At 70.7% G+C, this 25,495-nt stretch carries 29 protein-coding genes and 1 riboswitch; of the genes, 27 read left to right on the top strand and 2 right to left on the bottom strand.

Annotation, left to right across the window (positions count from 1 at the left end; all coding sequences use genetic code 11):
- Positions 1 to 198 precede the first annotated feature (198 nt).
- From rpsP to ACIBL4_RS29070, 16 genes are all read left to right on the top strand, one after another.
- Entirely contained in the window at positions 199 to 618 is a 420-nt protein-coding gene (gene rpsP, locus ACIBL4_RS28995; RefSeq protein WP_306963183.1) for a 30S ribosomal protein S16, read from the top strand.
- A 2-nt stretch (positions 619 to 620) separates the two neighbouring features.
- A complete protein-coding gene (locus ACIBL4_RS29000) occupies positions 621 to 860 on the top strand; it encodes an RNA-binding protein (RefSeq protein ID WP_005479813.1) in 240 nt (79 codons plus the stop codon).
- Positions 861 to 940: 80 nt separating this feature from the next.
- Positions 941 to 1,519, top strand: a complete 579-nt coding sequence (gene rimM / locus ACIBL4_RS29005) for a ribosome maturation factor RimM (RefSeq protein WP_399414743.1) — start codon at positions 941 to 943, stop codon at positions 1,517 to 1,519.
- Entirely contained in the window at positions 1,519 to 2,352 is an 834-nt protein-coding gene (trmD, locus tag ACIBL4_RS29010; RefSeq protein ID WP_399414744.1) for a tRNA (guanosine(37)-N1)-methyltransferase TrmD, read from the top strand. Before rimM ends, trmD begins: the two co-directional genes overlap by 1 nt.
- Before the next feature lie 135 nt (positions 2,353 to 2,487).
- Positions 2,488 to 2,838, top strand: a complete 351-nt coding sequence (rplS, locus tag ACIBL4_RS29015) for a 50S ribosomal protein L19 (RefSeq protein ID WP_010044485.1) — start codon at positions 2,488 to 2,490, stop codon at positions 2,836 to 2,838.
- A 45-nt stretch (positions 2,839 to 2,883) separates the two neighbouring features.
- A complete protein-coding gene (gene lepB, locus ACIBL4_RS29020; protein ID WP_399414745.1) occupies positions 2,884 to 3,609 on the top strand; it encodes a signal peptidase I in 726 nt (241 codons plus the stop codon).
- Positions 3,602 to 4,693: a signal peptidase I gene (lepB, locus tag ACIBL4_RS29025; protein ID WP_399414746.1), complete on the top strand. Its 1,092-nt coding sequence runs from the start codon at positions 3,602 to 3,604 to the stop codon at positions 4,691 to 4,693. Before lepB (ACIBL4_RS29020) ends, lepB (ACIBL4_RS29025) begins: the two co-directional genes overlap by 8 nt.
- On the top strand, positions 4,581 to 5,543 hold the full coding sequence (lepB, locus tag ACIBL4_RS29030; RefSeq protein WP_399414747.1) for a signal peptidase I: 963 nt from the start codon (positions 4,581 to 4,583) through the stop codon (positions 5,541 to 5,543). The genes lepB (ACIBL4_RS29025) and lepB (ACIBL4_RS29030) overlap by 113 nt, the downstream gene beginning before the upstream one ends.
- A gap of 51 nt (positions 5,544 to 5,594) precedes the next feature.
- Positions 5,595 to 6,374 (top strand): signal peptidase I, encoded by a 780-nt coding sequence (gene lepB, locus ACIBL4_RS29035; protein ID WP_399414748.1) that lies wholly within the window; start codon positions 5,595 to 5,597, stop codon positions 6,372 to 6,374.
- A complete protein-coding gene (locus tag ACIBL4_RS29040) occupies positions 6,364 to 6,888 on the top strand; it encodes an NUDIX hydrolase (protein ID WP_399414749.1) in 525 nt (174 codons plus the stop codon). The genes lepB (ACIBL4_RS29035) and ACIBL4_RS29040 overlap by 11 nt, the downstream gene beginning before the upstream one ends.
- Before the next feature lie 56 nt (positions 6,889 to 6,944).
- Positions 6,945 to 7,253 (top strand): DUF2469 domain-containing protein, encoded by a 309-nt coding sequence (locus tag ACIBL4_RS29045; protein ID WP_003993268.1) that lies wholly within the window; start codon positions 6,945 to 6,947, stop codon positions 7,251 to 7,253.
- A gap of 77 nt (positions 7,254 to 7,330) precedes the next feature.
- Positions 7,331 to 7,723: a YraN family protein gene (locus tag ACIBL4_RS29050; RefSeq protein WP_399414750.1), complete on the top strand. Its 393-nt coding sequence runs from the start codon at positions 7,331 to 7,333 to the stop codon at positions 7,721 to 7,723.
- A complete protein-coding gene (locus tag ACIBL4_RS29055) occupies positions 7,723 to 9,348 on the top strand; it encodes a YifB family Mg chelatase-like AAA ATPase (protein WP_399414751.1) in 1,626 nt (541 codons plus the stop codon). The genes ACIBL4_RS29050 and ACIBL4_RS29055 overlap by 1 nt, the downstream gene beginning before the upstream one ends.
- Before the next feature lie 20 nt (positions 9,349 to 9,368).
- Positions 9,369 to 10,529 carry a DNA-processing protein DprA gene (gene dprA, locus ACIBL4_RS29060; RefSeq protein ID WP_399414849.1) on the top strand — a complete coding sequence of 387 codons (1,161 nt, stop codon included), beginning with the start codon at positions 9,369 to 9,371 and terminating at the stop codon, positions 10,527 to 10,529.
- Positions 10,530 to 10,802: 273 nt separating this feature from the next.
- Positions 10,803 to 11,645 carry an RNA polymerase sigma factor WhiG gene (gene whiG / locus ACIBL4_RS29065; RefSeq protein WP_399414752.1) on the top strand — a complete coding sequence of 281 codons (843 nt, stop codon included), beginning with the start codon at positions 10,803 to 10,805 and terminating at the stop codon, positions 11,643 to 11,645.
- Positions 11,646 to 11,739: 94 nt separating this feature from the next.
- The gene (locus ACIBL4_RS29070; protein ID WP_399414850.1) at positions 11,740 to 12,297 is read left to right on the top strand and encodes a TetR/AcrR family transcriptional regulator; all 558 of its coding nucleotides are present in this window, start codon (positions 11,740 to 11,742) and stop codon (positions 12,295 to 12,297) included.
- 133 nt (positions 12,298 to 12,430) lie between these two features.
- Here the strand turns inward: ACIBL4_RS29070 and ACIBL4_RS29075 are convergent, their stop codons facing one another.
- Positions 12,431 to 13,006 carry a murein hydrolase activator EnvC family protein gene (locus ACIBL4_RS29075; RefSeq protein ID WP_399414753.1) on the bottom strand — a complete coding sequence of 192 codons (576 nt, stop codon included), beginning with the start codon at positions 13,004 to 13,006 and terminating at the stop codon, positions 12,431 to 12,433.
- Positions 13,007 to 13,279: 273 nt separating this feature from the next.
- Between ACIBL4_RS29075 and rpsB the strand changes: the two genes are divergently transcribed.
- The 11 genes from rpsB to ACIBL4_RS29130 all read left to right on the top strand — a co-directional run bounded on the left by rpsB (position 13,280) and on the right by ACIBL4_RS29130 (position 24,724).
- Positions 13,280 to 14,200 carry a 30S ribosomal protein S2 gene (gene rpsB, locus ACIBL4_RS29080; RefSeq protein ID WP_399414754.1) on the top strand — a complete coding sequence of 307 codons (921 nt, stop codon included), beginning with the start codon at positions 13,280 to 13,282 and terminating at the stop codon, positions 14,198 to 14,200.
- A gap of 176 nt (positions 14,201 to 14,376) precedes the next feature.
- Positions 14,377 to 15,213, top strand: a complete 837-nt coding sequence (gene tsf, locus ACIBL4_RS29085; RefSeq protein ID WP_399414755.1) for a translation elongation factor Ts — start codon at positions 14,377 to 14,379, stop codon at positions 15,211 to 15,213.
- 184 nt (positions 15,214 to 15,397) lie between these two features.
- Complete coding sequence (gene pyrH, locus ACIBL4_RS29090; protein ID WP_010044452.1) at positions 15,398 to 16,156, top strand: UMP kinase; 759 nt, start codon at positions 15,398 to 15,400, stop codon at positions 16,154 to 16,156.
- 164 nt (positions 16,157 to 16,320) lie between these two features.
- Positions 16,321 to 16,878: a ribosome recycling factor gene (frr, locus tag ACIBL4_RS29095; RefSeq protein WP_059422066.1), complete on the top strand. Its 558-nt coding sequence runs from the start codon at positions 16,321 to 16,323 to the stop codon at positions 16,876 to 16,878.
- On the top strand, positions 16,878 to 18,029 hold the full coding sequence (locus tag ACIBL4_RS29100) for a phosphatidate cytidylyltransferase (RefSeq protein ID WP_399414756.1): 1,152 nt from the start codon (positions 16,878 to 16,880) through the stop codon (positions 18,027 to 18,029). The genes frr and ACIBL4_RS29100 overlap by 1 nt, the downstream gene beginning before the upstream one ends.
- 133 nt (positions 18,030 to 18,162) lie before the next feature.
- A complete protein-coding gene (locus ACIBL4_RS29105) occupies positions 18,163 to 18,621 on the top strand; it encodes an SRPBCC family protein (protein ID WP_356925851.1) in 459 nt (152 codons plus the stop codon).
- A gap of 206 nt (positions 18,622 to 18,827) precedes the next feature.
- Complete coding sequence (gene rlmN, locus ACIBL4_RS29110; RefSeq protein WP_399414757.1) at positions 18,828 to 19,934, top strand: 23S rRNA (adenine(2503)-C(2))-methyltransferase RlmN; 1,107 nt, start codon at positions 18,828 to 18,830, stop codon at positions 19,932 to 19,934.
- A 40-nt stretch (positions 19,935 to 19,974) separates the two neighbouring features.
- Positions 19,975 to 20,081: riboswitch (TPP riboswitch) on the top strand.
- 124 nt (positions 20,082 to 20,205) lie between these two features.
- A complete protein-coding gene (locus tag ACIBL4_RS29115; RefSeq protein WP_399414851.1) occupies positions 20,206 to 21,243 on the top strand; it encodes a thiamine ABC transporter substrate binding subunit in 1,038 nt (345 codons plus the stop codon).
- Positions 21,219 to 22,883, top strand: a complete 1,665-nt coding sequence (locus tag ACIBL4_RS29120) for an ABC transporter permease (RefSeq protein ID WP_399414758.1) — start codon at positions 21,219 to 21,221, stop codon at positions 22,881 to 22,883. Before ACIBL4_RS29115 ends, ACIBL4_RS29120 begins: the two co-directional genes overlap by 25 nt.
- Positions 22,883 to 23,902 (top strand): ABC transporter ATP-binding protein, encoded by a 1,020-nt coding sequence (locus ACIBL4_RS29125; RefSeq protein WP_399414759.1) that lies wholly within the window; start codon positions 22,883 to 22,885, stop codon positions 23,900 to 23,902. Before ACIBL4_RS29120 ends, ACIBL4_RS29125 begins: the two co-directional genes overlap by 1 nt.
- Positions 23,903 to 23,926: 24 nt before the next feature.
- Complete coding sequence (locus ACIBL4_RS29130) at positions 23,927 to 24,724, top strand: maleylpyruvate isomerase family mycothiol-dependent enzyme (protein ID WP_399414760.1); 798 nt, start codon at positions 23,927 to 23,929, stop codon at positions 24,722 to 24,724.
- A gap of 60 nt (positions 24,725 to 24,784) precedes the next feature.
- On the opposite strand, the gene ACIBL4_RS29135 is transcribed toward ACIBL4_RS29130, so the two are convergent.
- The gene (locus tag ACIBL4_RS29135) at positions 24,785 to 25,456 is read right to left on the bottom strand and encodes an LAETG motif-containing sortase-dependent surface protein (protein ID WP_399414761.1); all 672 of its coding nucleotides are present in this window, start codon (positions 25,454 to 25,456) and stop codon (positions 24,785 to 24,787) included.
- Positions 25,457 to 25,495 lie beyond the last annotated feature (39 nt).

Raw genomic sequence — 25,495 nt, forward strand, 5'->3', positions numbered from 1 at the left:
AGGCCTGCCCCGAGCCGCGGCGAACCCCGCGGTCAAAGCCGCCTGGCAGGGTGTGGCACAATGGCTAGCTGTACTCGACAGCCGCACAGGACCCCTCTCTCCTCCGGCTGACGCGTCCATCGGGCACTCGGGTACCGCAACCCCACGCGGCTTCTCTCGCCGTGCCCAACCACGTCAAATCCAGGAGAACCCACTCCCGTGGCAGTCAAGATCAAGCTGAAGCGTCTGGGCAAGATCCGTTCGCCTCACTACCGCATCGTCGTCGCCGACTCCCGTACCCGTCGTGACGGTCGTGCGATCGAGGAGATCGGCAAGTACCACCCGACGTACAACCCGTCGGTGATCGAGGTCGACGCCGAGCGTGTGGCGTACTGGCTCGGTGTCGGCGCCCAGCCGACCGAGCCCGTGATGGCCATTCTCAAGAAGACCGGCGACTGGCAGAAGTTCAAGGGCGAGCCCGCCCCGGCTCCGCTGCTGACGGCGCCCGAGAAGGCCGCGCGCCCGTCGTTCGAGGCTCTCGGCGGTGACGACGAGGGCAAGGGTGAGGCGATCACCCAGAAGAAGAAGGCTGAGAAGAAGGACGAGGCCGGCGCCGAGTCCGCTTCGACCGAGGCCTGAGCATGCTCGAGGAGGCTCTCGAGCACCTCGTGAAGGGCATCGTCGACAACCCTGACGATGTGCAGGTCGCCTCGCGCGACCTGCGCCGCGGGCGGGTGCTCGAGGTCCGGGTCCACCCGGACGACCTCGGCAAGGTGATCGGCCGCAACGGCCGCACCGCACGCGCCCTGCGTACCGTCGTGGGCGCCATCGGCGGTCGCGGTGTCCGCGTCGACCTCGTCGACGTGGACCACGTCCGCTGACGCTTATCGCAACCGGCTCGGGCCGGGGACGGCCTGAGGGCCGTCCCCGGCCCGCAGTCGTATGACAGGAGACTGGACACGTGCAGTTGGTAGTCGCACGGATCGGCCGCGCCCACGGCATCAAGGGCGAGGTCACCGTCGAGGTACGGACCGACGAGCCTGAGCTGAGGCTCGCCCCCGGCGCCGTACTCGCCACCGATCCCGCCGCCGCGGGACCCCTCACCATCGAGACGGGCCGCGTCCACAGCGGCCGTCTCCTGCTGCGCTTCGAGGGCGTCGGCGACCGCACGGGCGCCGAGGCCCTGCGCAACACCCTCCTGATCGCCGAGATCGACCCGGAGGAACTGCCCGAGGGCGAGGACGAGTACTACGACCACCACCTGATCGACCTCGACGTGGTCACCGCGGACGGCACGGAGGTCGGCCGGATCACGGAGATCTCGCACCTGCCCACCCAGGACCTGTTCATCGTGGAGCGCCCCGACGGCAGCGAGGTGATGATCCCCTTCGTCGAGGAGATCGTCGCCGAGATCGACCTGGAGGAGCAGAAGGCCGTCATCACCCCGCCGCCGGGCCTGATCGACGACCGCGCGGAGATCGCGTCCAGCCGGGAAGACGCCTCCGGCCAGGGAGACGTCTCCAGCCGGGAAGAGTCGTAATGCGCCTCGACGTCGTCACGATCTTCCCCGAGTACCTGGAACCGCTGAACGTCTCCCTCGTCGGCAAGGCACGCGCGCGTGGACAGCTGAACGTGCACGTCCACGACCTGCGTTCCTGGACCTACGACCGCCACAACACCGTCGACGACACGCCCTACGGCGGCGGCCCCGGCATGGTCATGAAGACCGAGCCCTGGGGAGAGGCGCTGGACTCCGTCCTGGCCGACGGCTACGAGACCGGCTCCCACGCGCCCGCCCTCATCGTGCCCACGCCCAGCGGCCGCCCCTTCACCCAGGAGCTCGCCGTCCACCTCTCCGAGCGCCCCTGGCTGATCTTCACGCCGGCCCGCTACGAGGGCATCGACCGGCGCGTCGTCGAGGACTACGCGACGCGCATGCCGGTGTACGAGGTGTCCATCGGCGACTACGTCCTGGCCGGCGGCGAGGCGGCCGTCCTCGTCATCACGGAGGCCGTGGCGCGGCTGCTGCCCGGCGTCCTGGGCAACGCCGAGTCCCACCGGGACGACTCCTTCGCGCCCGGCGCCATGGCGAGCCTGCTGGAGGGGCCCGTCTACACCAAGCCACCCGAGTGGCGCGGCCGGGACATCCCCGACGTGCTGCTCAGCGGGCACCACGGGAAGATCGCCCGCTGGCGGCGGGACGAGGCCCTGAAGCGCACAACCGCCCACCGGCCCGACCTCATCGAGCGGTGCGATCCCAAGGCCTTCGACAAGAAGGACCGCGAGATGCTGTCCATCCTGGGCTGGGCGCCGGACCCCGCGGGGGAGCCGTACGGCCGATTTTGGCGCAGGACCGAGGGCATGGAAGAATAGCCAGCTGTTGTGCGTCCGTCCGGCGCGCGCCCCTGCCACAGGGGGAGACGACGCCCGCTCCGACCCGCACAACCCTGATCCGGAACACCTAGTTTCCGTTGATGACCTGTGGCATCAGCGAGGAAAGCAGACGAAATGTCTCACCTGCTCGACACCGTCGACTCCGCGTCGCTGCGCAGCGACGTCCCCGCCTTCCGCCCGGGCGACACGGTCAACGTGCACGTCCGCGTCATCGAGGGCAACCGCTCCCGTGTGCAGCAGTTCAAGGGTGTGGTGATCCGCCGCCAGGGTGCCGGCGTCCGCGAGACCTTCACGGTCCGCAAGGTCTCCTTCTCCGTCGGCGTCGAGCGCACCTTCCCGGTGCACACCCCGATCGTGGAGAAGATCGAGCTCGTCACCAAGGGTGACGTCCGCCGCGCCAAGCTGTACTACCTGCGTGAGCTGCGCGGCAAGGCCGCGAAGATCAAGGAGAAGCGCGAGAACTGAGCGCTCTCCGGGGTTCACATCGGGGCCGGATAACATCTGGCTCCGATGGACACCGAAGCTCAGCCGACGGAGCGCGACCGCTCCTCCCGCCCTTCCGAATCCGAGGACACCTCGGATCCCGGAGGGCCGGAGGACCGGTCGCGTTTCGCGTTGTCGCGTGTCACCGAGTGGGTCCCGGGCGGCCGGATCACTCTGACGCTGCTGGCCTGCCCGCTTTTCCTGCTGCTGCTCAGCACGTTCGTGCTGCGGCCGTTCCAGATCCCCAGCGGATCCATGGAACAGGGATTGAGGATCGGGGACCGGGTTCTCGTAAATAAGTTGGCGTACCGTTTCGGAGCCGAGCCGCAGCGGGGAGACATCGTCGTGTTCGACGGGACCGGGTACTTCGGGCACGCGGACTACATCAAACGCGTTGTCGGCGTGGGGGGAGACCACGTGGTCTGCTGCGACGAGGAGGGGAGGATCCAGGTGAACGGCCGGCCGGTCGACGAGTCGGGCTTCCTGTACCCCGGCGACAGCCCCTCCACCGTGCCCTTCGACGTCGTCGTGCCCGCCGGCGCCCTGTTCCTCCTCGGCGACCACCGCGGCGACTCCAGCGACTCCCGCGACCACCTCGGCTCGCCCGGCGGCGGCATGATCCCGGTCGACGAGGTGATCGGCCGCGCCGACTGGATCGTCTGGCCCTTCGGTCACGCCACCCGGCTGAACCGCCCCGACGCCTACGCTCGCGTGCCCGCTGCCGCCGCCGGAAGGGCGGGCGCCCATGGGTAACCGCGGCAAACCGCGCGGCGTCCCCGCCGGCCCCGCCGAGAACCTGCTGCCCACCGGCGCCCGTCGCGCCGCCGGCCCGTCCAGCGGCCGGACGCGCGCCGAGCGGCGCAAGCTCCAGAAGAAGGTCAAGCGGCGCCGCAGGCGCGGTGCCGTCAAGGAGATACCGCTCCTCGTCGGCGTCGCCGTCCTGATAGCGCTGGTACTGAAGACGTTCCTCGTCCAGGCCTTCGTCATCCCGTCCGGCTCCATGGAGCAGACGATCCAGATCGGCGACCGCGTCCTGGTCGACAAGCTCACCCCGTGGTTCGGCTCGAAGCCGCAGCGCGGGGACGTCGTCGTCTTCAAGGACCCCGGCGGCTGGCTCCAGGACGAGCAGACCACCCTTCCGAAGGACGACCCCATCGTCGTCAAGCAGGTCAAGGAAGGGCTCACCTTCATCGGCCTGCTGCCGTCCGACAACGAGAAGGACCTCATCAAGCGGGTCGTCGGTGTCGGCGGGGACCGCGTCAAGTGCTGCGACGCGCAAGGACGCGTGACCGTCAACGGCATCCCGCTGAACGAGGACTACCTGTATCCCGGCAACGCCCCGTCCGACACGCCGTTCGACATCACCGTCCCCCCGGGGCGGCTGTGGGTGATGGGCGACCACCGGAACAACTCCGCGGACTCCCGCGCCCACCAGGACACCGACTACGGCGGCACGGTCTCCGAGGAAGAGGTCGTCGGCCGCGCCATGGTCATCGCCTGGCCCTTCGGGCACTGGACCACCCTGGAGGAGCCGAACACGTACGCCTCCGTGTCCGACTCGGCCACCGGGTCGACCGCCGCTGCCGAACTGTCGCATAGGGTTGCCTCCGACGATCCGAACGGAACGATCCAGCTCCCGACCCCTGCGGAACTCCCGCTCGTTATGGGAGTAGTGGGCCTGCGTCGTGTGTGGGGCAGGCGGCGGCACAGAGTGAGGAGTTGGCGTGGGGGATGTGGCGGTTGGCGCACGGTCGGGACACGACGGGGAGGAGCACCGCGGACGCCCCGCGGAATCCACCGTCCCGGCCGCGGACAGCGCCGTGACCTCCGGGAATGACTCCGGGGCAGCCGAGGGCGACAGGGTGACAGACGAGTACGGCACAGCAGAGGGCGAAGGGCCGGGAGGCACGGCCAGGACACCGAAGAAGCAGCGCTCCTTCTGGAAGGAGCTGCCCATTCTGATCGGCATCGCGCTGGTGCTCGCTCTGCTGATCAAGACGTTCCTGGTGCAGGCGTTCTCCATCCCCTCCGACTCGATGCAGAACACCCTCCAGCAGGGCGACCGCGTCCTGGTCGACAAGCTGACCCCCTGGTTCGGCTCCGAGCCCGAGCGCGGCGAGGTCGTCGTCTTCCACGACCCGGACAACTGGCTGGCGGGCGAGCCGACGGCGGATCCGAACGCCCTGCAGACGTTCCTCAGCTGGATCGGCCTCATGCCGTCCGCGGAGGAGAAGGACCTCATCAAGCGGGTCATCGGCGTCGGCGGCGACACGGTCGAGTGCAAGGCCACCGGCCCGCTCACGGTCAACGGCAAGGCGCTGGACGAGCGGTCGTACGTCTACGCCGGCAACACGCCGTGCAGCGTCGACGACCAGGGCGGTCAATTCAAGGTAAAGGTTCCCAAGGGCTACATCTGGGTCATGGGCGACCACCGGCAGAACTCCCGGGACTCCCGCTACAACCAGGCGGACAAGCACCACGGCATGGTCCCGGTGAAGGACGTCGTGGGCCGGGCCATCGTCGTCGCCTGGCCGATCAACCGCTGGGACAACCTGCCGGTGCCGGACACCTTCGACCAGCCCGGTCTGAGCGCCCAGCCGGCCGCGGTCGGTCCGGCGGTGGCACCGCAGGCGGCGGCGCTGCTGGGTGTGGTGCCGGTGGTGCTGTGGCGCCGCAGGAAGCAGTGATCCCGGCGGTGGGCTGACCCCGGTCGGTACCCCCGGGTAGGGTGCGGACCCATGGGTGGCGAGAGCATGACGCACACGGCCCCGCGCAGCGGTGGCACAGGCCCGGGCCCGGTGGGCAGCCGGACCGGACAGCGGTTGTCCGGGCTGGCCGTCGCACTGGGCCTTGTGCTGTTCCTCGGGGGTTTCGCCTGGGGGGCGGTGGTCTACCGGCCGTACACGGTGCCCACCAGTTCGATGACGCCGACGATCGACGCCGGCGACCGGATCCTGGCGCAGCGCGTCGACGGCGGTGAGGTGCGCCGCGGTGACGTCGTCGTCTTCAAGGACGCCACCTGGGCCAACGCGCCGATGGTCAAGCGCGTGGTCGCCGTCGGCGGCGACACGGTCGCCTGCTGCCAGGACGCCAAGCTCAAGGTCAACGGCAAGGAGATCGACGAGACGTACCTGCCCAAGGGCACACCGGCCGAGATGAGCAACTTCCCCACGGTGACCGTCCCCAAGGGCCGTCTCTTCCTGCTCGGCGACGAGCGGGGCAACTCCGTGGACTCCACCGCCCACCTCACCGACGCCGCCAGCGGCACGGTGGCCCGCTCCGCCGTGGACGCCCGCGTCGACTCCGTGGTCTGGCCCATGAAGGGCATGCTGGCGCGCCCCACCGGCTTCGAGACGCTCGGCACCCTGTCCTCGCCCGGACCGCTGCGGACCATCACCGCCCTGGTGATCGCCGGCGCCGTGCTCGTCCTGGGCGGAGGCGCCTACGGCCCCGTCGCCAAGCGCGCGGGCGCGTCCCGGGCCCGGCGGGCGAGCACGGAGCCCGCCGGTGTCCGCTGAGGCCCTGGGGGCGGGCCAGGACGGCTACGCGGGTGGGCTGCGCAAGGTCGCCCGGGTCGTGCTGCTCGATCCGCAGGACCGCATCCTGCTGCTGCACGGGCACGAGCCGGACGATCCGGCCGACGACTGGTGGTTCACTCCCGGCGGCGGTGTGGAGGGCGAGGAGACCCGTGAGGAGGCCGCCCTGCGGGAACTCGCCGAGGAGACGGGCATCACCGAGGTCGAGCTGGGCCCGGTGCTGTGGCGGCGGAAGTGCTCCTTCCCGTTCGCGGGCCGCCGCTGGGACCAGGACGAGTGGTACTACCTGGCTCGAACGGACCGTACGGCGGTCGAGGCCGCGGGGCTGACCGAGCTGGAGCGGCGCAGTGTCGCCGGAGCGCGCTGGTGGACGTGTCCGGAACTTTCCCGGGCACATGAGACGGTGTATCCGACCAGACTCGCCGGGCTGCTGCGCACGCTGCTCGACGAAGGTCCCCCGGCCAGGCCCGTGATCCTTGACCCGGAAATCGTCTAGGGGCGCACGGGACTGGCGCACAATGGTGGGATCGCACGGCTGAAGGGGAACATGCCATGAGCGCCGAGGACCTCGAGAAGTACGAGACCGAGATGGAGCTGAAGCTCTACCGGGAGTACCGCGATGTCGTCGGTCTGTTCAAATACGTGATCGAGACCGAGCGGCGCTTCTACCTGACCAACGACTACGAGATGCAGGTGCACTCGGTCCAGGGTGAGGTGTTCTTCGAGGTGTCCATGGCGGACGCCTGGGTGTGGGACATGTACCGGCCGGCCCGGTTCGTGAAGCAGGTCCGCGTCCTCACGTTCAAGGACGTGAACATCGAGGAGCTGAACAAGAGCGATCTGGAACTGCCGAGTGGGTGACGCTCACCCAGGAGGGTGACGGGGTTTTCCACAGCCGCTGAGCTGTCCACCAAGATCCACTTCGTGGGGGCGGGTGCGTGATCGTTGGCGCCGGAGGTGGTGCCGACATGAACGCACGCAGTGCGATGGGCAGGTACGGAGAGACTCTGGCGGCCCGGCGGCTGGCGGAGAGCGGACTGACGGTCCTGGAGCGCAACTGGCGCTCGGGCCGGGCCGGAGAGATCGACATCGTGGCCAGGGACGGGGACGTCCTGGTCGTCTGCGAGGTGAAGACCCGCAGGGAGAGTCCCTTCGAGCATCCGATGGCCGCCGTGACCCCGCAGAAGGCGGAGCGGCTGCGGGACCTCGCCGAGCGGTGGATCCAGACGCACGGGGGCGCACCGCCCGGCGGGGTCCGCATCGACGTGGTCGGGGTGCTGCTGCCGGCCCGCGGCGCGGCCGTTGTCGAGCATGTGCGGGGGGTGGCCTGATGGCATTCGCCCGTACGTGTTCGGTGGCGCTGGTGGGCGTCGAGGGCGTGGTCGTCGAGGTCCAGGCCGACCTGGAGCCGGGTGTCGCGGCGTTCACGCTGGTGGGACTGCCCGACAAGAGCCTCACGGAGAGCCGGGACCGCGTACGTGCCGCGGTCGTCAACTCGGGCACGGCCTGGCCCCAGAAGAAACTCACGGTCGGCCTCAGCCCGGCCTCCGTCCCCAAGTCCGGCAGCGGCTTCGACCTGGCCGTCGCCGCGGCCGTTCTCGGCGCGGCCGAGCGCATCGACCCCCGGGTCCTCGCCGACATCGTGATGATCGGCGAACTGGGGCTGGACGGGCGGGTACGGCCGGTGCGGGGGGTCCTGCCCGCGGTGCTGGCGGCGGCGAACGCGGGCTATGAGCAGGTGGTCGTGCCCGAGTGCGCCGCAGCCGAGGCGTCCCTCGTGCCGGGGATCTCCGTACTGGGCGTGCGGAGCCTGCGCCAGCTGATCGCCATCCTGGCCGACGAACCCGTGCCCGACGAGGATCCGGACGAGCAGGGCCGCCCGGACCCGCTCCTCGCCGGCCTGCGCATGCCGGGCACGGGCGCCGCCACGGGCATGCACAGCGTCGGAGCGGCCCAGCACGAGCCCGGCCACGACCTGGCGGACGTCGTCGGGCAGATCTCGGCGCGCACAGCGGTGGAGGTGGCCGCGGCGGGCGGACACCACCTGTTCCTGGAAGGTCCTCCCGGCGCCGGCAAGACGATGCTCGCGGAGCGCCTGCCCGCCATCCTGCCCCCGCTCGGCCGGCAGGAGTCACTGGAGGTCACCGCGGTCCACTCGGTGGCGGGCCTGCTGCCCCCGGGCAAACCCCTGATCGACGTCGCCCCCTACTGCGCCCCGCACCACTCGGCCACCATGCAGGCGCTCGTCGGCGGCGGCCCGGGCGTCGCGCGGCCCGGTGCGGTCTCGCTGTCCCACCGGGGAGTCCTCTTCCTGGACGAGACACCCGAGTTCAGCAGCCAGGCCCTGGACGCCCTGCGCCAGCCGCTGGAGGCGGGGCATGTCGTCATCGCGCGCAGCGCGGGAGTGGTGCGCTTCCCGGCGAAGTTCCTGATGGTGCTCGCGGCCAACCCCTGCCCGTGCGGCCGGTTCTCGCAGCGGGACGACCTGTGCGAGTGCCCGCCCTCGGCGATCCGCCGCTACCAGGCCAGGCTCTCCGGCCCGTTGCTCGACCGGGTCGACCTGCGCGTGGAGGTCGACCGCGTCACCCGCACCGAGCTGACGTCGTCCGGCGCGCGCGGCGAGTCCACCGCGACGGTCGCCGACCGGGTACGGGCCGCGCGGGAGCGCGCCACGCAGCGCCTCGCCCGCACCCCGTGGCGCACGAACAGCGAGGTACCCGGCCGTGAACTGCGCAGCCGCTGGTACGCCGTATCCGGGGCGATGGACGAGGCCGAGCGGAACCTGGAGCGCGGCGTCCTGACCGCCCGCGGCCTCGACCGCGTGCTGCGCGTGGCCTGGACCGTCGCCGATCTCGTCGGCCACGACCGGCCGGACGCGACGGACGTCGCCCTCGCGCTCCAGCTGCGCACCGGTGTCCCGAGGGGCGTGCCCATGGCCATCGGAGCGCTGACGTGAGCGTCGCCGGGGGCCCTGACGTGAGCGCCGCCGGCGAACCGGACGACGAGCTGCTCGCCCGGGTCTTCCTCACCCGCGTCATCGAACCCGGTGACGAGATCGCCGGGCGGTGGGTGCGGGAGTCCGGGGCGCCGGAGGTGGCCCGGCGGCTCGCTGAGGGCGGGCGGCCCCTGACCGGGGTGAGCGGGAAGCGGTGGAAGGGGCTGCTGGCCAGGGCCGAGGTGGCCAGGCCGCGTGCGGACCTCGCCGTCGCCCGGGAGGCCGGGGTGCGGTTCGTCGCCCCCGGGGGCGCGGAGTGGCCGGGACAACTCGACGATCTCGGGGATGCCCGGCCGCTGGGACTGTGGGTGCGAGGGCGGGCCAGCCTGCGGATGTGGGCGCTGAGGTCGGTGGCCGTCGTCGGCGCCCGCGCCTGCACCGAGTACGGGGCGCACATGGCGGCCACCCTCGCCGCCGGCCTCGCCGAGCAGGGCTGGGTCGTGGTGTCCGGCGGCGCCTACGGAGTCGACGGCGCCGCCCACCGCGGCGCCCTCGGCGCGGGCGGCGCCACCGTCGCCGTCCTCGCCTGCGGCGTCGATCGCCCCTACCCGCGCGGACACACCCAGCTGATCAGCAGGATCGCCGAACAGGGACTGGTCCTCGGAGAGTTGCCGCCCGGCGATCATCCGACACCGAGCCGGTTCATCCTGCGCAACCGGGTGATCGCGGCGCTCACCCGCGGCACCGTGATCGTCGAGGCCGCCCACCGCAGCGGCTCCCTGGTCACGGCGCGGGCGGCACAGCGCCTCGGCCGGTACACCATGGGCGTACCCGGCCCGGCCACCAGCGGACTGTCCGCGGGGGTGCACGAGCTGCTGCGCGGCGAGGCGGCCCTGGTCACCGACGCCGCGGACGTCATCGAACTGGTCGGCGACATCGGACAGCTGGCCCCCGACCGGCGCGGCCCCGTCCTGCCCCGCGACCTGCTGGCACCGGCCACCCGGCAGGTGCTCGCCGCGCTGCCCTCCGGCCGGGCCGCCGGGCCGGACGAGATCGCGCGCCGCGCACAGACCGCACAGGACGACGCAGTCGCGAGACTGTACGAACTGCGGGCACTCGGTTACGTCGAACGACACGGCGACGGCTGGAAGTTGACACGCCAGGCGGTGATGTCGGTCCGCGGCGGTCCGGGGCCCTGCTGACCGCGCCCTGTTCGGCCGTCCGGGGGAACCTCGACATCCCTTGGAAATTCCCCCAGTTGGGGTTCTCCGGTGATCACACCGACCGAGCTCGCCGACCCGGTCGGAGGCCCTGAGGAACGTATCTGCGCCCTTGTTGACCTCAGTCCTTCGCGCACCGCGACACCCCAGTCACGCTACGCTCACGAGGATCCCGACACGGACAGGCAACTCGACATCAGACAGACAGCCCACCCCAGCAGCACCACTCCGCAGCAGAACGGCACAAGGCGACGAATGCCCCAGCACACCTCCGGGTCCGACCGGGCGGCGATCCCCCCAGCCGCCCGTGACGGTGGCAGCGTGCGGCCGCCCGCTCCCTCGACGCTCGACGAGCTGTGGCGGTCGTACAAGGCGACGGGGGACGAGCGGCTGCGGGAGCAGCTGATCCTGCACTACTCGCCCCTCGTGAAGTACGTCGCCGGCCGGGTCAGCGTGGGCCTGCCGTCCAACGTCGAGCAGGCGGACTTCGTCTCGTCCGGGGTGTTCGGGCTGATCGACGCGATCGAGAAGTTCGACATCGACCGCGAGATCAAGTTCGAGACCTACGCGATCACCCGGATCCGGGGCGCGATGATCGACGAGCTGAGGGCCCTGGACTGGATCCCCCGTTCGGTGCGGCAGAAGGCGCGCAACGTGGAGCGCGCGTACGCCACGCTGGAGGGGCGGCTGCGGCGGACACCGACCGAGGGCGAGGTGGCCACCGAGATGGGCATCGCGGTGGAGGAACTCCACGCCGTGTTCAGCCAGTTGTCGCTGGCCAACGTGGTGGCCCTGGAGGAGCTGCTGCACGGCGGGGCCGAGGGCGGCGATGGCCTGAGCGTCATGGACACGCTGGAGGACACCGCCGCCGACAACCCGGTCGAGGTCGCCGAGGACCGGGAGCTCCGCAGGTTCCTCGCGCGGGCGATCAACACGCTGCCCGAGCGGGAGAAGACGGTGGTCACGCTGTACTACTACGAGGGGCTCACCCTGGCCGAGATCGGGAACGTGCTGGGCGTGACCGAGAGCCGGGTCAGCCAGATCCACACCAAGTCGGTGCTCCAGCTGAGAGCGAAACTGGCGAGCTTCGGCCGCTGACCAGGCCGTACGGCGACGAGGCGGCGGAAGCCACTCCCGTCCGGTCCGGCGCGTCCGTACAGTGGTTGACGTGCCAAGGATTCGAGCGGCCTCCGTGGCCGAGCACCGGTCGATGCAGCGAGCCGCCCTGCTGGACGCGGCTCGCGCCTTGTTGTCCGAGGGTGGTACGGAGGCGCTGACCTTCCCGGCCCTCGCCGAGCGGACGGGGCTCGCGCGGTCGTCCGTCTACGAGTACTTCCGGTCCCGGGCGGCCGTGGTCGAGGAGCTGTGCGAGGTCGACTTTCCCGTCTGGGCGGCGGACGTTTCGGCGGCGATGGAGCGGGCGGGGACGGCCGAGGCCAAGGTCGAGGCGTATGTGCGGCGGCAGCTGGAGCTGGTGGGGGACCGGCGGCACCGGGCCGTGGTCGCGATCTCGGCGAGTGAGCTGGACGCCGGGGCCCGGGAGAAGATCCGGGCGGCGCATGGCGGGCTGGTCGCGCTGATCGTCGAGGCGCTGGGTGAGATGGGGCATGAGCAGCCCCGGCTGGCGGCGATGCTGGTGCAGGGCGTCGTGGACGCGGCGGTGCGGCGGATCGAGCTGGGGGCGGCGGAGGAGCCGGGCGTCATCGCGGAGGCGGCGGTGGGTATGGCTCTGCGGGGCGTGCGGGGCTGAGCCGCGCCGGTGCCGGGCCGGGTGGGTGCGCAGCCCGGCGTTGCGGGGTGCCGCTGCGCCACCCCTGCCGCCCTGGTGCACCTCACAGGCCCTTAAGGCGCTGGGGGAGGCACGACGACTGCCCGCAGCTCGGTCAATAGACCGGCAGGAGTCTCGACGGGCCCCTGTGCAGGAGCCATGGGGGCAGGAGCCCGAGCGGGTTCAGGTAGGTCTTGTCCCGCCGCAGGCCCCAGTGCACGCACGTAGTCGTGCAGTGGGAGCCCGTCGCGTCCACCGTGCCGATCACCTCGCCCGGTTCGACCTCCTCGTCCTCCCGCACCGTCGCCGTCACCGGCTCGTAGGTCGTGCGCAGGGGCGGGTCGCCCGTTCCCGTGAGCTCCAGCGAGATCACTCCCTTTCCGGCCACCCGGCCCGCGAAGGACACCCGGCCCGCGGCCACCGCCCGCACCGGCGTGCCCGGGGGCGCCGCCAGGTCCACGCCGCGATGGCCGGGGCCGTAGACCGACGCCGGGGGTTCCCAGCCGCGCACGACCCGGGGGCGTAACCCCACGGGCCAGGCACGTCCCACCGACGGGACGGTGGCGTCCGGGACGGGTGGGGCGGCACCGGCCGCGAACAGGGGCGGCGGTGGGGCCAGCAGGGCCGTCACCGTCACGACCAGCAGCAGGATCAGCCGCGTCCACACACGCACACATCGCTTCGCTCGCATGCCGAAAGCGTGCCGGAGCGCCGCCCGGCACCGGCCCCGGCTGTGGACCGCCGTCCGGTTGTGGACAACGGCGTCACCCGGTGCCCCGCGGGTCCCGTACACTTCTGGTGGCGATCCGGGTCACCGGGTCGACTTCGCACGCCCCGATACGCACCCCGGCAACGGGCCGTATCAGCGCCCCTCGGTCCCTCGTGGCACGGCGCGCAGCGGGCGTCAGGCGCGGAGGCCATCCGGCATCCGCGGCACAACCGAGAAGCACAAGGAGATACGGCCATGGCCGTCGTCACGATGCGGGAGCTGCTGGAGAGCGGCGTCCACTTCGGTCACCAGACCCGTCGTTGGAACCCGAAGATGAAGCGCTTCATCTTCACGGAGCGCAACGGCATCTACATCATCGACCTGCTCCAGTCGCTGTCGTACATCGACCGCGCCTACGAGTTCGTCAAGGAGACCGTCGCCCACGGTGGCACGGTCATGTTCGTCGGCACGAAGAAGCAGGCGCAGGAGGCCATCGCCGAGCAGGCCACCCGCGTCGGCATGCCCTACGTCAACCAGCGCTGGCTGGGCGGCATGCTCACCAACTTCTCGACCGTCTACAAGCGTCTGCAGCGCCTCAAGGAGCTCGAGCAGATCGACTTCGAGGACGTCGCCGCGTCCGGTCTGACCAAGAAGGAGCTTCTCGTGCTCTCGCGCGAGAAGGCCAAGCTGGAGAAGACCCTCGGCGGTATCCGCGAGATGCAGAAGGTGCCCAGCGCCGTCTGGATCGTGGACACCAAGAAGGAGCACATCGCCGTTGGTGAGGCCCGGAAGCTGAACATCCCGGTCGTCGCGATCCTCGACACCAACTGCGACCCCGACGAGGTCGACTACAAGATCCCGGGCAACGACGACGCGATCCGCTCCGTCACCCTGCTCACCCGCGTCATCGCCGACGCCGTCGCCGAGGGCCTCATCTCCCGCAGCGGTGTCGCCACCGAGGGCAAGGGCGAGAAGGCCGCGGGCGAGCCGCTGGCCGAGTGGGAGCGCGACCTGCTCGAGGGCGAGAAGAAGGCCGACGAGGCTGCCCCCGCCGCTGAGGCCGCTCCGGCCGCCGAGGCTGCTCCGGCCGCCGAGGCCGCCCCCGCCGCTGAGGCCGCCCCCGAGGCCGAGAAGCCGGCCGAGGGCGAGAAGGCCGCCGAGGCCGAGCAGGCCTGACCCGTCAGTCCGAGGTGACGGCGGGAGCGGTACGGCATCACCAGCGCCTCCGGCGCGGTGTGAAGTCCGCTCCCGCCGTTCACCCGTAGGTCAGCGGCAGGACAGTGCGCTCCGGCTCCATGGAGCGCATCCGCAGATCTTCGATCTTCCAGACTTCGAGAGAGATTCACAGACTCATGGCGAACTACACCGCCGCCGACGTCAAGAAGCTCCGTGAGCTCACGGGCGCCGGCATGATGGACTGCAAGAAGGCGCTGGACGAGGCCGAGGGCAACGTCGAGAAGGCCGTCGAGGCGCTCCGCATCAAGGGCCAGAAGGGCGTCGCCAAGCGCGAGGGCCGTTCCGCCGAGAACGGTGCCGTCGTCTCGGTCATCGCCGACGACAACTCCTCCGGTGTCATCGTCGAGCTGAAGTGCGAGACGGACTTCGTCGCCAAGGGCGAGAAGTTCCAGGCCGTGGCCACGGCCATCGCCGAGCACGTCGCCAAGACCTCCCCGGCCGACCTCGAGGCCCTGCTCGCCTCCGAGATCGAGCCCGGCAAGACCGTCCAGGCGTTCGTGGACGAGGCCAACGCCAACCTGGGCGAGAAGATCGTCCTGGACCGCTTCGCGCAGTTCGCCGACGGCTACGTGACCGCGTACATGCACCGCACGATGCCCGACCTGCCCCCGCAGATCGGTGTCCTCGTCGAGCTGGACAAGCCGAATGCGGAGATCGCCAAGGGCGTCGCCCAGCACATCGCCGCCTTCGCGCCGAAGTACCTCTCCAAGGAGGACGTGCCGGCCGAGGTCGTCGAGTCCGAGCGCCGCGTCGCCGAGGAGACCACCCGCGCCGAGGGCAAGCCCGAGGCCGCCCTGCCGAAGATCGTCGAGGGTCGCCTCAACGGCTTCTTCAAGGACGCCACGCTGCTCGGCCAGCCCTACGCGCTCGACAACAAGAAGTCCGTCCAGAAGGTCCTGGACGAGGCCGGTGTCACCCTGAAGCGCTTCTCGCGCATCAAGGTCGGCATCTGAGTCCGTACCGCGATCGACGCCCGACCCCGATAGGGTCGGCAGCAGTCGTCCCGGTACGCCGTCACAGGGGTGGCGGACGACAGCAGATCTGACGAGGAGGCCATTGCCGTATGGGATGCGAACCACGCCCCACCGGCAATGGCCTTCTTCGTATGTGCAACACGTGAAAGAGGCGGGATCCCCCATGACCACCAAGGCCCAGAAGAGCGACGACGGCAAAGTGCGCGGCCGGTTTCTGCTGAAGCTGTCCGGAGAGGCCTTCTCCGGCGGTGGGGGCCTGGGCGTCGACCCCGACGTGGTGCACAAGATCGCCCGCGAGATCGCGGCCGTCGTACGCGACGGTGCGCAGATCGCGGTCGTCATCGGCGGCGGCAACTTCTTCCGCGGTGCCGAGCTCCAGCAGCGCGGCATGGACCGGGCCCGCTCCGACTACATGGGCATGCTCGGCACGGTCATGAACTGCCTGGCCCTGCAGGACTTCCTGGAGAAGGTGGGGGTGGACTGCCGGGTGCAGACCGCCATCACCATGGGCCAGGTCGCCGAGCCGTACATCCCGCTGCGCGCCGTGCGGCACCTGGAGAAGGGCCGTGTGGTCATCTTCGGTGCCGGTATGGGCATGCCGTACTTCTCCACCGACACCACCGCCGCCCAGCGCGCCCTGGAGATCGACGCGGAGGCGCTGCTGATGGGCAAGAACGGCGTGGACGGGGTCTACGACTCCGACCCGAAGACCAACCCGGACGCGGTGAAGTTCGACCACCTCGGCTACGGCGAGGTCATCACCCGTGACCTGAAGGTCGCCGACGCCACGGCCGTGACGCTGTGCCGCGACAACAAGCTCCCGATCGTGGTCTTCGAGCTGCTGGCGGAGGGCAACATCGGACGTGCCGTCAAGGGTGAGAAGATCGGCACGCTGGTGGGGGACCCCGGCAGCCGGGACTGAGACCCGAGAACAACCCCGTCCGGGGGACGGACGGGACGGAGCCGGGCCGGGGGATGGACAATGTTCCACCGGTCGGGAACCGTGCAGGAAGAAGACGCGACGCAGCCGGCCGCCGCCCACATGGAACCGCAGCCGGGCCTACTCAAGACACGCAGGAGCAAGTGGTGATCGAAGAGACCCTCCTCGAGGCCGAGGAGAAGATGGAGAAGGCCGTCGTGGTCGCCAAGGAGGACTTCGCCGCGATCCGCACCGGTCGTGCGCACCCGGCGATGTTCAACAAGATCGTGGCCGACTACTACGGCGCGCCGACCCCGATCAACCAGCTGGCCTCGTTCTCGGTGCCCGAGCCGCGCATGGCCGTGGTGACCCCGTTCGACAAGAGCGCGCTGCGCAACATCGAGCAGGCGATCCGCGACTCGGACCTGGGCGTCAACCCGAGCAACGACGGCAACATCATCCGAGTGGTGTTCCCCGAGCTGACCGAGGAGCGCCGCCGCGAGTACATCAAGGTCGCCAAGAGCAAGGGTGAGGACGCCAAGGTCTCCATCCGCTCCGTGCGCCGCAAGGCCAAGGACGCCATCGACAAGCTGATCAAGGACGGCGAGATCGGCGAGGACGAGGGCCGCCGTGCGGAGAAGGAGCTCGACGACACCACCCACAAGTACGTGGCGCAGGTGGACGAGCTCCTGAAGCACAAGGAAGCGGAGCTGCTCGAGGTCTGATGAACGACTCTTCCTGGGGGGCGCCGCCACAGGCCGGGTACTGGGGGCCCACCGACCAAGGGCATTCCCATGGGCACTCCCACACCCATGGGAATGGGCATGCCCACCCCCCTGGCCAGGGGCACGTCCAGGGAGCCGCTCCGGCGGGTCCCGCTTACGATGCGCATGAAGCGCCTCAGACTCGCCCCATGCCCATCGTGCCCGACGTAGCCGCGTACGGCGGAAACCAGGATGACGACCGGGGGGCTGCTCGGCTGAGCGGCTCTCCGGTCCGGAACGAGACGAATCCGGAGCCCATGCCCGACGCCGCAGAGCCGGCACCCAAGCCGCAGAAGAAGAGCGCGGGTCGCGACCTGAGTGCCGCGATAGGGGTCGGGGTCGGGCTCGGCGCGGTGATCGTCGCGTCGCTGTTCGTCGTCAAGGCCGTGTTCGTCGGTGTGATCGCGGTCGCCGTGGTGGTGGGTCTGTGGGAGCTGACCAAGCGGCTGGACGAACGCAAGGGCATCCGGGCGCCCCTCGTGCCGCTCGCGCTCGGCGGTGCCGCGATGGTCGTCGCCGGGTATGTCCGGGGTGCCGAGGGCGCCTGGGTCGCCATGGCGCTCACGGCACTGGCCGTGCTGGTGTGGCGCATGACGGAACCGCCCGAGAACTACCTCAGGGACGTCACGGCGGGCGTCTTCGCGGCGTTCTACGTGCCGTTCCTGGCGACGTTCGTCGCGATGATGCTGACGGCGGACGACGGGGCGCAGCGGGTGCTCACGTTCCTGCTGCTCACGGTCGTGAGCGACACCGGTGCCTACGCGGTCGGCTGGCGCTTCGGCCGGCACAAGCTCGCCCCGCGCATCAGCCCCGGAAAGACCCGCGAGGGTCTGCTCGGTGCGATCTCCTTCGCGATGGTCGTGGGCGCGCTGTGCATGCAGTTCCTCATCGACGACGGTGCCTGGTGGCAGGGCCTGGTGCTCGGCCTCGCGGTCGCGGTCAGCGCCACGCTGGGCGATCTCGGCGAGTCCATGATCAAGCGGGACCTGGGCATCAAGGACATGGGCACGCTGCTGCCGGGGCACGGCGGCATCATGGACCGGCTGGACTCACTGCTGCCCACGGCTCCGGTGGTGTGGCTGTTGCTCGTGCTCTTCGTCGGGTCCGGCTGAGGCGATACGGCTCTTACGGATCGTATGGCGAGCTCCGGCCGGGTGACCGGCGGGGGCTCGCTGCCGTTGTGCGGAGGTGCCTGCGACGTCTCCACGTGGGACGATTCAGGTGTACGTCGCAAAGGGGGACATCATGTCCAGCATTCGACAGACCATCGATGTCGACCGGCGCCCCGAGGACGTCTACGACTACGTCACGGACGCCGAGCGGCTGCCGGAGTGGCAGCTGAGTGCCGTGTCCGCGGAACGTCTCGACGAGGGGCCGGTCGGTGTCGGCTCCCGGATGCGGGTCACCCGGCACGTCGGCCGCCGGGTCATGCCGATGACCATGGAGGTCACGGAGTACGACCCGCCGCACAGCTGGGGCATGCGGGGTGTCGACGGCCCCGTCCGGGCGCGGGTGCACGGCGAGGTCGAGCCGTTCGACGAGGGACGGCGCTCCCACGTGACGATCGAGGTCGACTTCGAGGGCCACGGCGTCGGCAAGGTCCTCGTCCCGCTCGTCGTACGCCCCCAGGTCCGCAAGGAACTGCCGCGCAACGAGCAGATCCTGAAGGACCGGCTGGAGCACACGGGAGAGCAGGGCCTCTGAGGGGTACGGCCGCTGTGTGACGGGCCCTTCTGTGTTCAGACAGGGGCTCACCGCCGTGGCCCTCGAAAACGGCATGCTGACTGAACCGTGGACCGTCCCTGGGCCGTGCGAGGCCGAGCGGCGATGGCAGATGGCGATCAGGGGTGACCGCCCCCACCCCGCTCCGGCCTGGGGCACCGGAGTTGATCTGCCACACTGGATGGGTTATGCCTGCACCCGGAGAACTCACTTTCGTCGCCCCGCGCGGAGCCAAGAAGCCGCCGCGGCATCTCGCCGACCTCACTCCTGCTGAGCGCAAGGAGGCCGTTGTCGCTGTCGGGGAGAAGCCGTTTCGTGCCAAGCAGCTGTCGCAGCACTACTTCGCGCGGTACGCGCACGATCCGGAGCAGTGGACCGACATTCCGGCCGGCTCCCGTGGCCGGCTCCAGGAGGCGCTCCTTCCCGAGCTGATGACCGTCGTGCGGCATCTGTCGACCGACCAGGGGACCACGCGCAAGACGCTGTGGCGGCTGTTCGACGGGACGCTCGTGGAGTCCGTGCTGATGCGCTACCCGGACCGGGTGACCATGTGCATCAGCTCGCAGGCCGGGTGCGGGATGAACTGTCCGTTCTGTGCGACCGGGCAGGCGGGGCTCGACCGGAATCTGTCCACCGCCGAGATCGTGCACCAGATCGTGGACGGTATGCGGGCCCTCAGGGACGGCGAGGTGCCGGGCGGGCCGGCGCGGCTGAGCAACATCGTGTTCATGGGGATGGGTGAGCCGCTCGCCAACTACAACCGGGTCCTCGGCTCCATCCGGCGGCTCACCGACCCCGAGCCCGACGGGCTGGGGCTCTCGCAGCGCGGGATCACCGTCTCGACGGTCGGACTCGTCCCGGCCATCCACCGGCTCGCCGACGAGGGCCTCAAGTGCCGGCTCGCGATCTCGCTGCACGCCCCCGACGACGAGCTGCGCGACACCCTCGTCCCCGTGAACACCCGGTGGAAGGTCCGCGAGGTGCTGGACGCCGGCTTCGAGTACAGCGCCAAGTCCGGGCGCCGGCTGTCCATCGAGTACGCCCTGATCCGGGACATCAACGATCAGGCGTGGCGCGGTGACCGGCTCGGGCGGATGCTCAAGGGCAGGCCGGTGCACGTGAACCTGATCCCGCTCAACCCGACGCCGGGGTCGAAGTGGACGGCTTCCCGGCCGGAGGACGAGAAGGCGTTCGTGGAGGCCATCGCGGCCCATGGTGTGCCGGTGACGATCCGGGACACCCGTGGTCAGGAGATCGACGGGGCGTGTGGTCAGCTCGCGGCCACCGAACGGTAGTCTGACCGGCGTAAGCACAACCGTATTTTCCGACACCTTCATATTCCGACAGGGGAGCGCCACAGCGCTGAGAGTGCGGCACACGGCCGCAGACCCTCCGAACCTGGCCCAGGTCATTCTGGGTAGGGAGATCGGTCATCACTCGAGCTGTTGCGCCCTGCCCGGGACTCCCAGAGATCCCGGGCAGGGCCGCGTCTTCTCCTGGTCCTCCAGGAGGAATCCAGTGAGCCACACCATCAAGCGGCTGACGGCGGTGGCCGTCGGGCTCGGCATGGCCGGCACGCTCGCCGCGTGCGGGTCGTCCGACGGCGGCCAGGGGTCCGGCGACTCCAAGACCGTGACCCTCGTCAGCCACGACTCGTGGGCCGCCTCGAAGGACGTCATCGCGGCCTTCGAGAAGCAGTCCGGCTACAAGGTCAAGGTCCTCAAGGACGGCGACGCCGGGCAGGCCGTGAACAAGGCCATCCTGACCAAGGACAACCCGCAGGGCGACGTCTTCTTCGGCGTCGACAACACGCTGCTGTCCCGCGCCCTCGACAACGGCCTGTTCCAGCCGTACGAGGCGAAGGGCTCGGACCGGATCGCGCCGGAGTACCGGGCCGACCAGGACGAGCACCGGGTCACGCCCATCGACACCGGCGACATCTGCGTCAACTACGACAAGAAGTACTTCGCCGACCACAAGCTCGACCCGCCGCGCAGCTTCGACGACCTGGTCAAGCCCGAATACAAGAACCTCCTGGTCACCGAGAACGCCTCCACCTCCTCGCCCGGCCTCGGCTTCCTGCTCGGCACCGCCGCGAAGTACGGCGACGGGGGCTGGGAGGGGTACTGGAAGAAGCTCAAGGCCAACGGCGTGAAGGTCGTCGACGGCTGGGAGCAGGCCTACAACGAGGAGTTCTCCGGCTCGGCCGGCGGCAAGAAGGCCAAGGGCGACCGGCCGCTCGTCGTGTCGTACGCCTCCTCGCCGCCCGTCGAGGTCGTCTACGCCGACCCGAAACCCGCCGCGGCACCGACCGGGGTCGCGCAGGGCACCTGCTTCCGGCAGGTCGAGTACGCCGGGCTGCTGAGCAACGCCGAGAACACCAAGGGCGGCAAGGCGCTCCTCGACTTCCTGATCAGCGAGCGGTTCCAGGAGGACATGCCGCTCAACATGTACGTGTACCCGGTGCGCGAGGGCGCCCAGGTGCCGCCGGAGTTCGTGAAGTACGGGCCGCAGGCCAAGGACCCGGAGACCATGAACCCGGCGAAGATCGCCGACCGCCGTGACCAGTGGGTCAAGTCGTGGACTTCGCTCGTACTGAAGTAGCCGCCCGGAAGAGGAGCGCGGCGGCGCGGTCCGGTCTGCTGGCCGTGCCCGTCGCGTTCTTCGCGGTCTTCTTCGCCTACCCCGTCGCCGCGATCGTCGCGCGCGGTCTGGAGGTCGACGGGGTCTGGCAGTTCGGGCGGATCGGGGAGGTGCTGGCGCAGTCCGACGTCCGGCACGTCCTGTGGTTCACCACCTGGCAGGCGGTCGTCTCGACCGTGCTCACGCTGCTGGTCGCACTGCCCGGCGCGTATGTCTTCGCGCGCCTCGACTTCCCGGGCAAGCAGGTCCTGCGGGCGGTCGTGACCGTGCCGTTCGTGCTGCCGACGGTCGTCGTCGGTACGGCCTTCCTGGCGCTGGTCGGGCGCGGCGGGCTGCTGGACGAGCTGTGGGGCGTGCGGCTGGACACCACCGTGTGGGCGATCCTGCTCGCGCACGTCTTCTTCAACTACGCGGTCGTCGTACGGACCGTCGGCGGGCTCTGGGCGCAACTCGACCCGCGGCAGGAGGAGGCCGCGCGGATGCTCGGGGCGTCGCCGCTGCGGGCCTGGCGGCAGGTCACGCTGCCGGCGCTCGCGCCCGCCGTGGCCGCCGCCGCGCTCATGGTCTTCCTGTTCACCTTCACCTCCTTCGGTGTCGTCCAGATCCTCGGCGGCCCCACGTTCTCGACCCTGGAGGTGGAGATCTACCGGCAGACGTCGGAGATCTTCGACCTGTCCACGGCGGCCGTGCTGACCTTGATCCAGTTCGTCGCGGTGGGCGCGATCCTCGCCCTGCACGCTTGGACCGTACGACGGCGGGAGACCGCCCTGCGGCTGGTCGACCCGGCCGTGACCGCGCGCCGGCCGCGCGGCACGGGGCAGTGGGCGCTGCTGGGCGGGGTGCTCGTCACCGTCGTCGTGCTGCTCCTGCTGCCGCTCGCCGTGCTGGTGCAGCGCTCGCTGGACGCACCAGGCTTTGGCTACTACCGGGCGCTCACCAGGGACGACGGCGGGGTGTTCCTGGTGGCGCCGATCGCGGCGATCGGCAACTCACTGGAGTACGCCGTCGCCGCGACCGCCATCGCCGTGGTGATCGGCGGCCTGGCCGCCGTCGCGCTCACCCGCCGGGACGCCGGGCGGTTCGTGCGCGGCTTCGACGCGCTGCTGATGCTGCCGCTCGGGGTGTCCGCGGTGACCGTCGGCTTCGGGTTCCTGATCGCCCTGGACGAGCCGCCGCTGGATCTGAGGTCCACGTGGATCCTGGTGCCGCTCGCGCAGGCGCTGGTCGGTGTGCCGTTCGTCGTGCGGACGATGCTGCCCGTGCTGCGGGCGGTGGACGTGCGGCTGCGGGAAGCGGCCTCGGTGCTGGGGGCCTCGCCCTGGCGGGTGTGGCGCGAGGTGGATATGCCGATGGTGCGGCGGGCGCTGCTGATCGCGGCCGGGTTCGCCTTCGCGGTGTCGCTCGGGGAGTTCGGGGCGACGGTGTTCATCGCGCGGCCCGACAACCCGACGCTGCCTGTGGCGGTCGCGCGGCTGCTGGGGAGGCCCGGGGAGCTGAACTACGGCCAGGCGATGGCCCTTTCGACGGTTCTGATGGTGGTGTGCGCCGTGGCCCTGCTGGTACTGGAGAGGCTTCGCACCGACCGGAGCGGGGAGTTCTGATGCTGCTGGCCCTGGAGGGTGCGACGGTCCGTTTCGGCGGGCGTGCCGTGCTGGACGCCGTCGATCTGGAGGTCGCCGAGCACGAGGTCGTGTGCGTGCTCGGGCCCAGCGGCAGCGGCAAGTCGACACTGCTGCGGGTCGTGGCGGGGCTCCAGCCGCTCGACTCCGGGCGGGTGGTGCTGGACGGGCGCGACCAGGCCGGCGTGCCCGCGCACCGGCGCGGGGTCGGGCTGATGTTCCAGGACCACCAGCTGTTCCCCCAGCGGGACGTGGGCGGCAACGTCGCCTTCGGACTGCGTATGCACGGGGCGTCGAAGCGGCAACAGGCCGACCGCGTAAAGGAGTTGCTGGACCTGGTCGGTCTGCCGGGCGCGTCCCGCCGGGCCGTCGCGGCGCTGTCCGGCGGGGAGCAGCAGCGCGTGGCGCTGGCGCGGGCCCTGGCGCCGAGCCCCCGGCTGCTGATGCTGGACGAGCCGCTGGGCCAGCTCGACCGGTCGCTCAGGGAGCGGCTGGTCGTCGAACTGAAGGAGCTGTTCGGCCGGTTGGGCACGACCGTGCTCGCCGTGACGCACGACCAGGGGGAGGCCTTCGCGCTGGCCGACCGGGTCGTGGTGATGCGGGACGGGCGGATCGCCCAGTCCGGTACGCCTCTTGAGGTGTGGCAGCGGCCGGCCGACGCGTTCGTGGCCCGCTTCCTCGGCTTCGAGAACGTCGTCGAGGCGACGGTCGGGGCGGAGGCCGCGGACACGCCGTGGGGCAAGGTGCCCGTGCCGGAGGATGCCCCGCAGGGCACACGGACCCTGCTCGTGCGGCCCGCCGGTGTGCGCCTGGTGCCCGTCGGCGCGGGTCTGCGCTGCACGGTGACCGCGCGCACCTTCAAGGGCACCCATGTCGCCGTCCACCTCCAACCCGAGGACGCCCCGCGCCTGGAGGCGGCCTGTGCGCTGCGGGCGGCGCCGGAGCCCGGGGACGAGGTCGGGGTGGAGTTCGACGCCGCCGAAATCGTGGTGCTCGACTGATCGGACACCCCCTAGGGTGCGGGCATGACGTTACTCGCACACGACCGCTACTGCGACGAAATCGCCCACCAAGTGGGCCTGTTGAGGTCCGTGGTCACCTCCGGCGCGGATCTGTCCGTAACCGTGCCCACTTGCCCCGACTGGTCGCTGGAGGACCTGGTCCGGCACATGGGCGGGGCTCTGCGCTGGGTGGAGTTCATCGTGCGGACCCGGGCCGAGGAGGAGGTGCCCGAGGAGCGGGTGCCGGGCCTCGCCGGGCCCGGAATCCGGGGTGACGCCGTCGTACTGGACGCATGGCTGGCGGAGGGCGGTGAGCAGGTCGTCGCGGCGCTGCGGGAGGCCGGGCCGGACACGAGGGTGTGGAGCTGGGCGGGGATCCCCAACTCCGGGTTCTGGGCCCGCCGGATGACGCACGAGATCACCGTGCACCGCGCGGACGCCATGCTCGCCGCCGGACTGCCCTATGAGGTCGCGCCCGACGTGGCCGCCGACGCGATCGACGAGTGGCTCCAGATCGTCGAGTTCGTCCAGCGGACGGCACCGCACGACACGGCGCGGGAACTGCGCGGCCCGGGCCGCAGCATCCACCTGCACGCCACCGACACCGGCGCCGACCTCGACGCCGAGTGGCTCATCGAACTCGCCGAGGACGGTGTCACCTGGCGCCGCGGCCATGAGAAGGCCACCGTCGCCCTGCGCGGGCCGCTCACCGCCGTCCTGCTGGCCTTCTACCGCCGGCTGCCGCTGGACGCACCGGAGCTGGAGGTGCTGGGGGAGCGGGAATTGCTGGAGTTCTGGCTGGAGCGGGCGACGTTCGGGTGAGACGGGACGTGGCCCGCCCCAGGGATCACGGGACGGGCCACATCACGGTGTGCGCAGGCGTCAGCTGTCGCTGCTGCTCGCCCCACGACGGCGCATGCCGAAGAACACCGCGCCGCCACCGACGACGACCAGGGCCGCCGCGATGCCGGCGATGATGCCGGTGTTGGAGTCGGCACCCGTCTCGGCGAGGTTGGAGTCACCGGCCGCGGGCGCGGGCGCGTTGCCCGCCGGCGTGGTGCTCTCGCTCTCCGACGGCGACGGAGCCGGGGTATCGGCCGGGGTGTCGCCCTCCTCGGCCGGCTTCGACGGGGAGGCCGACGGGGTCGGCGTGGCCGGCTCGGTTGCCGGCGACTTCTCCTCTTCCTTCTTGCAGGCCGTGGCCGGGGTGACGAGGTTCGGCTTGATGTCCTCGTCGACGTACGGAGTGGCCTTCACATGGATGCGGTACTCCGCGTTCGGCTTCCAGTTCTCGGCGAAGGTGATGGTGGTGCCTTCGCGCGAGCCCTTGACCACCTGCTCGCCGACCTTCTTCACATCGGCGCCGTTGTTCTCCAGGTACACGGTGACGGTCGCCGGGACACCGGCGGGGTCCACGTCCGTGACGGTGATGACGCCCTTGTCACCCTCGCACTTCGCCTCGGCCGAGAACTCGTTGATGTTGCAGGCGAGCGCGTTGCCGGCGGCACCGAGCGCGAGCGCGGCCGAGGCGGAGACGACACCGAGGATCCGCACGGAACGTGCGACGGTACGGCGCGAAGCCGTACGACGTGA

Source organism: Streptomyces sp. NPDC050416 (assembly GCF_044458845.1).
Lineage (GTDB): Bacteria > Actinomycetota > Actinomycetes > Streptomycetales > Streptomycetaceae > Streptomyces.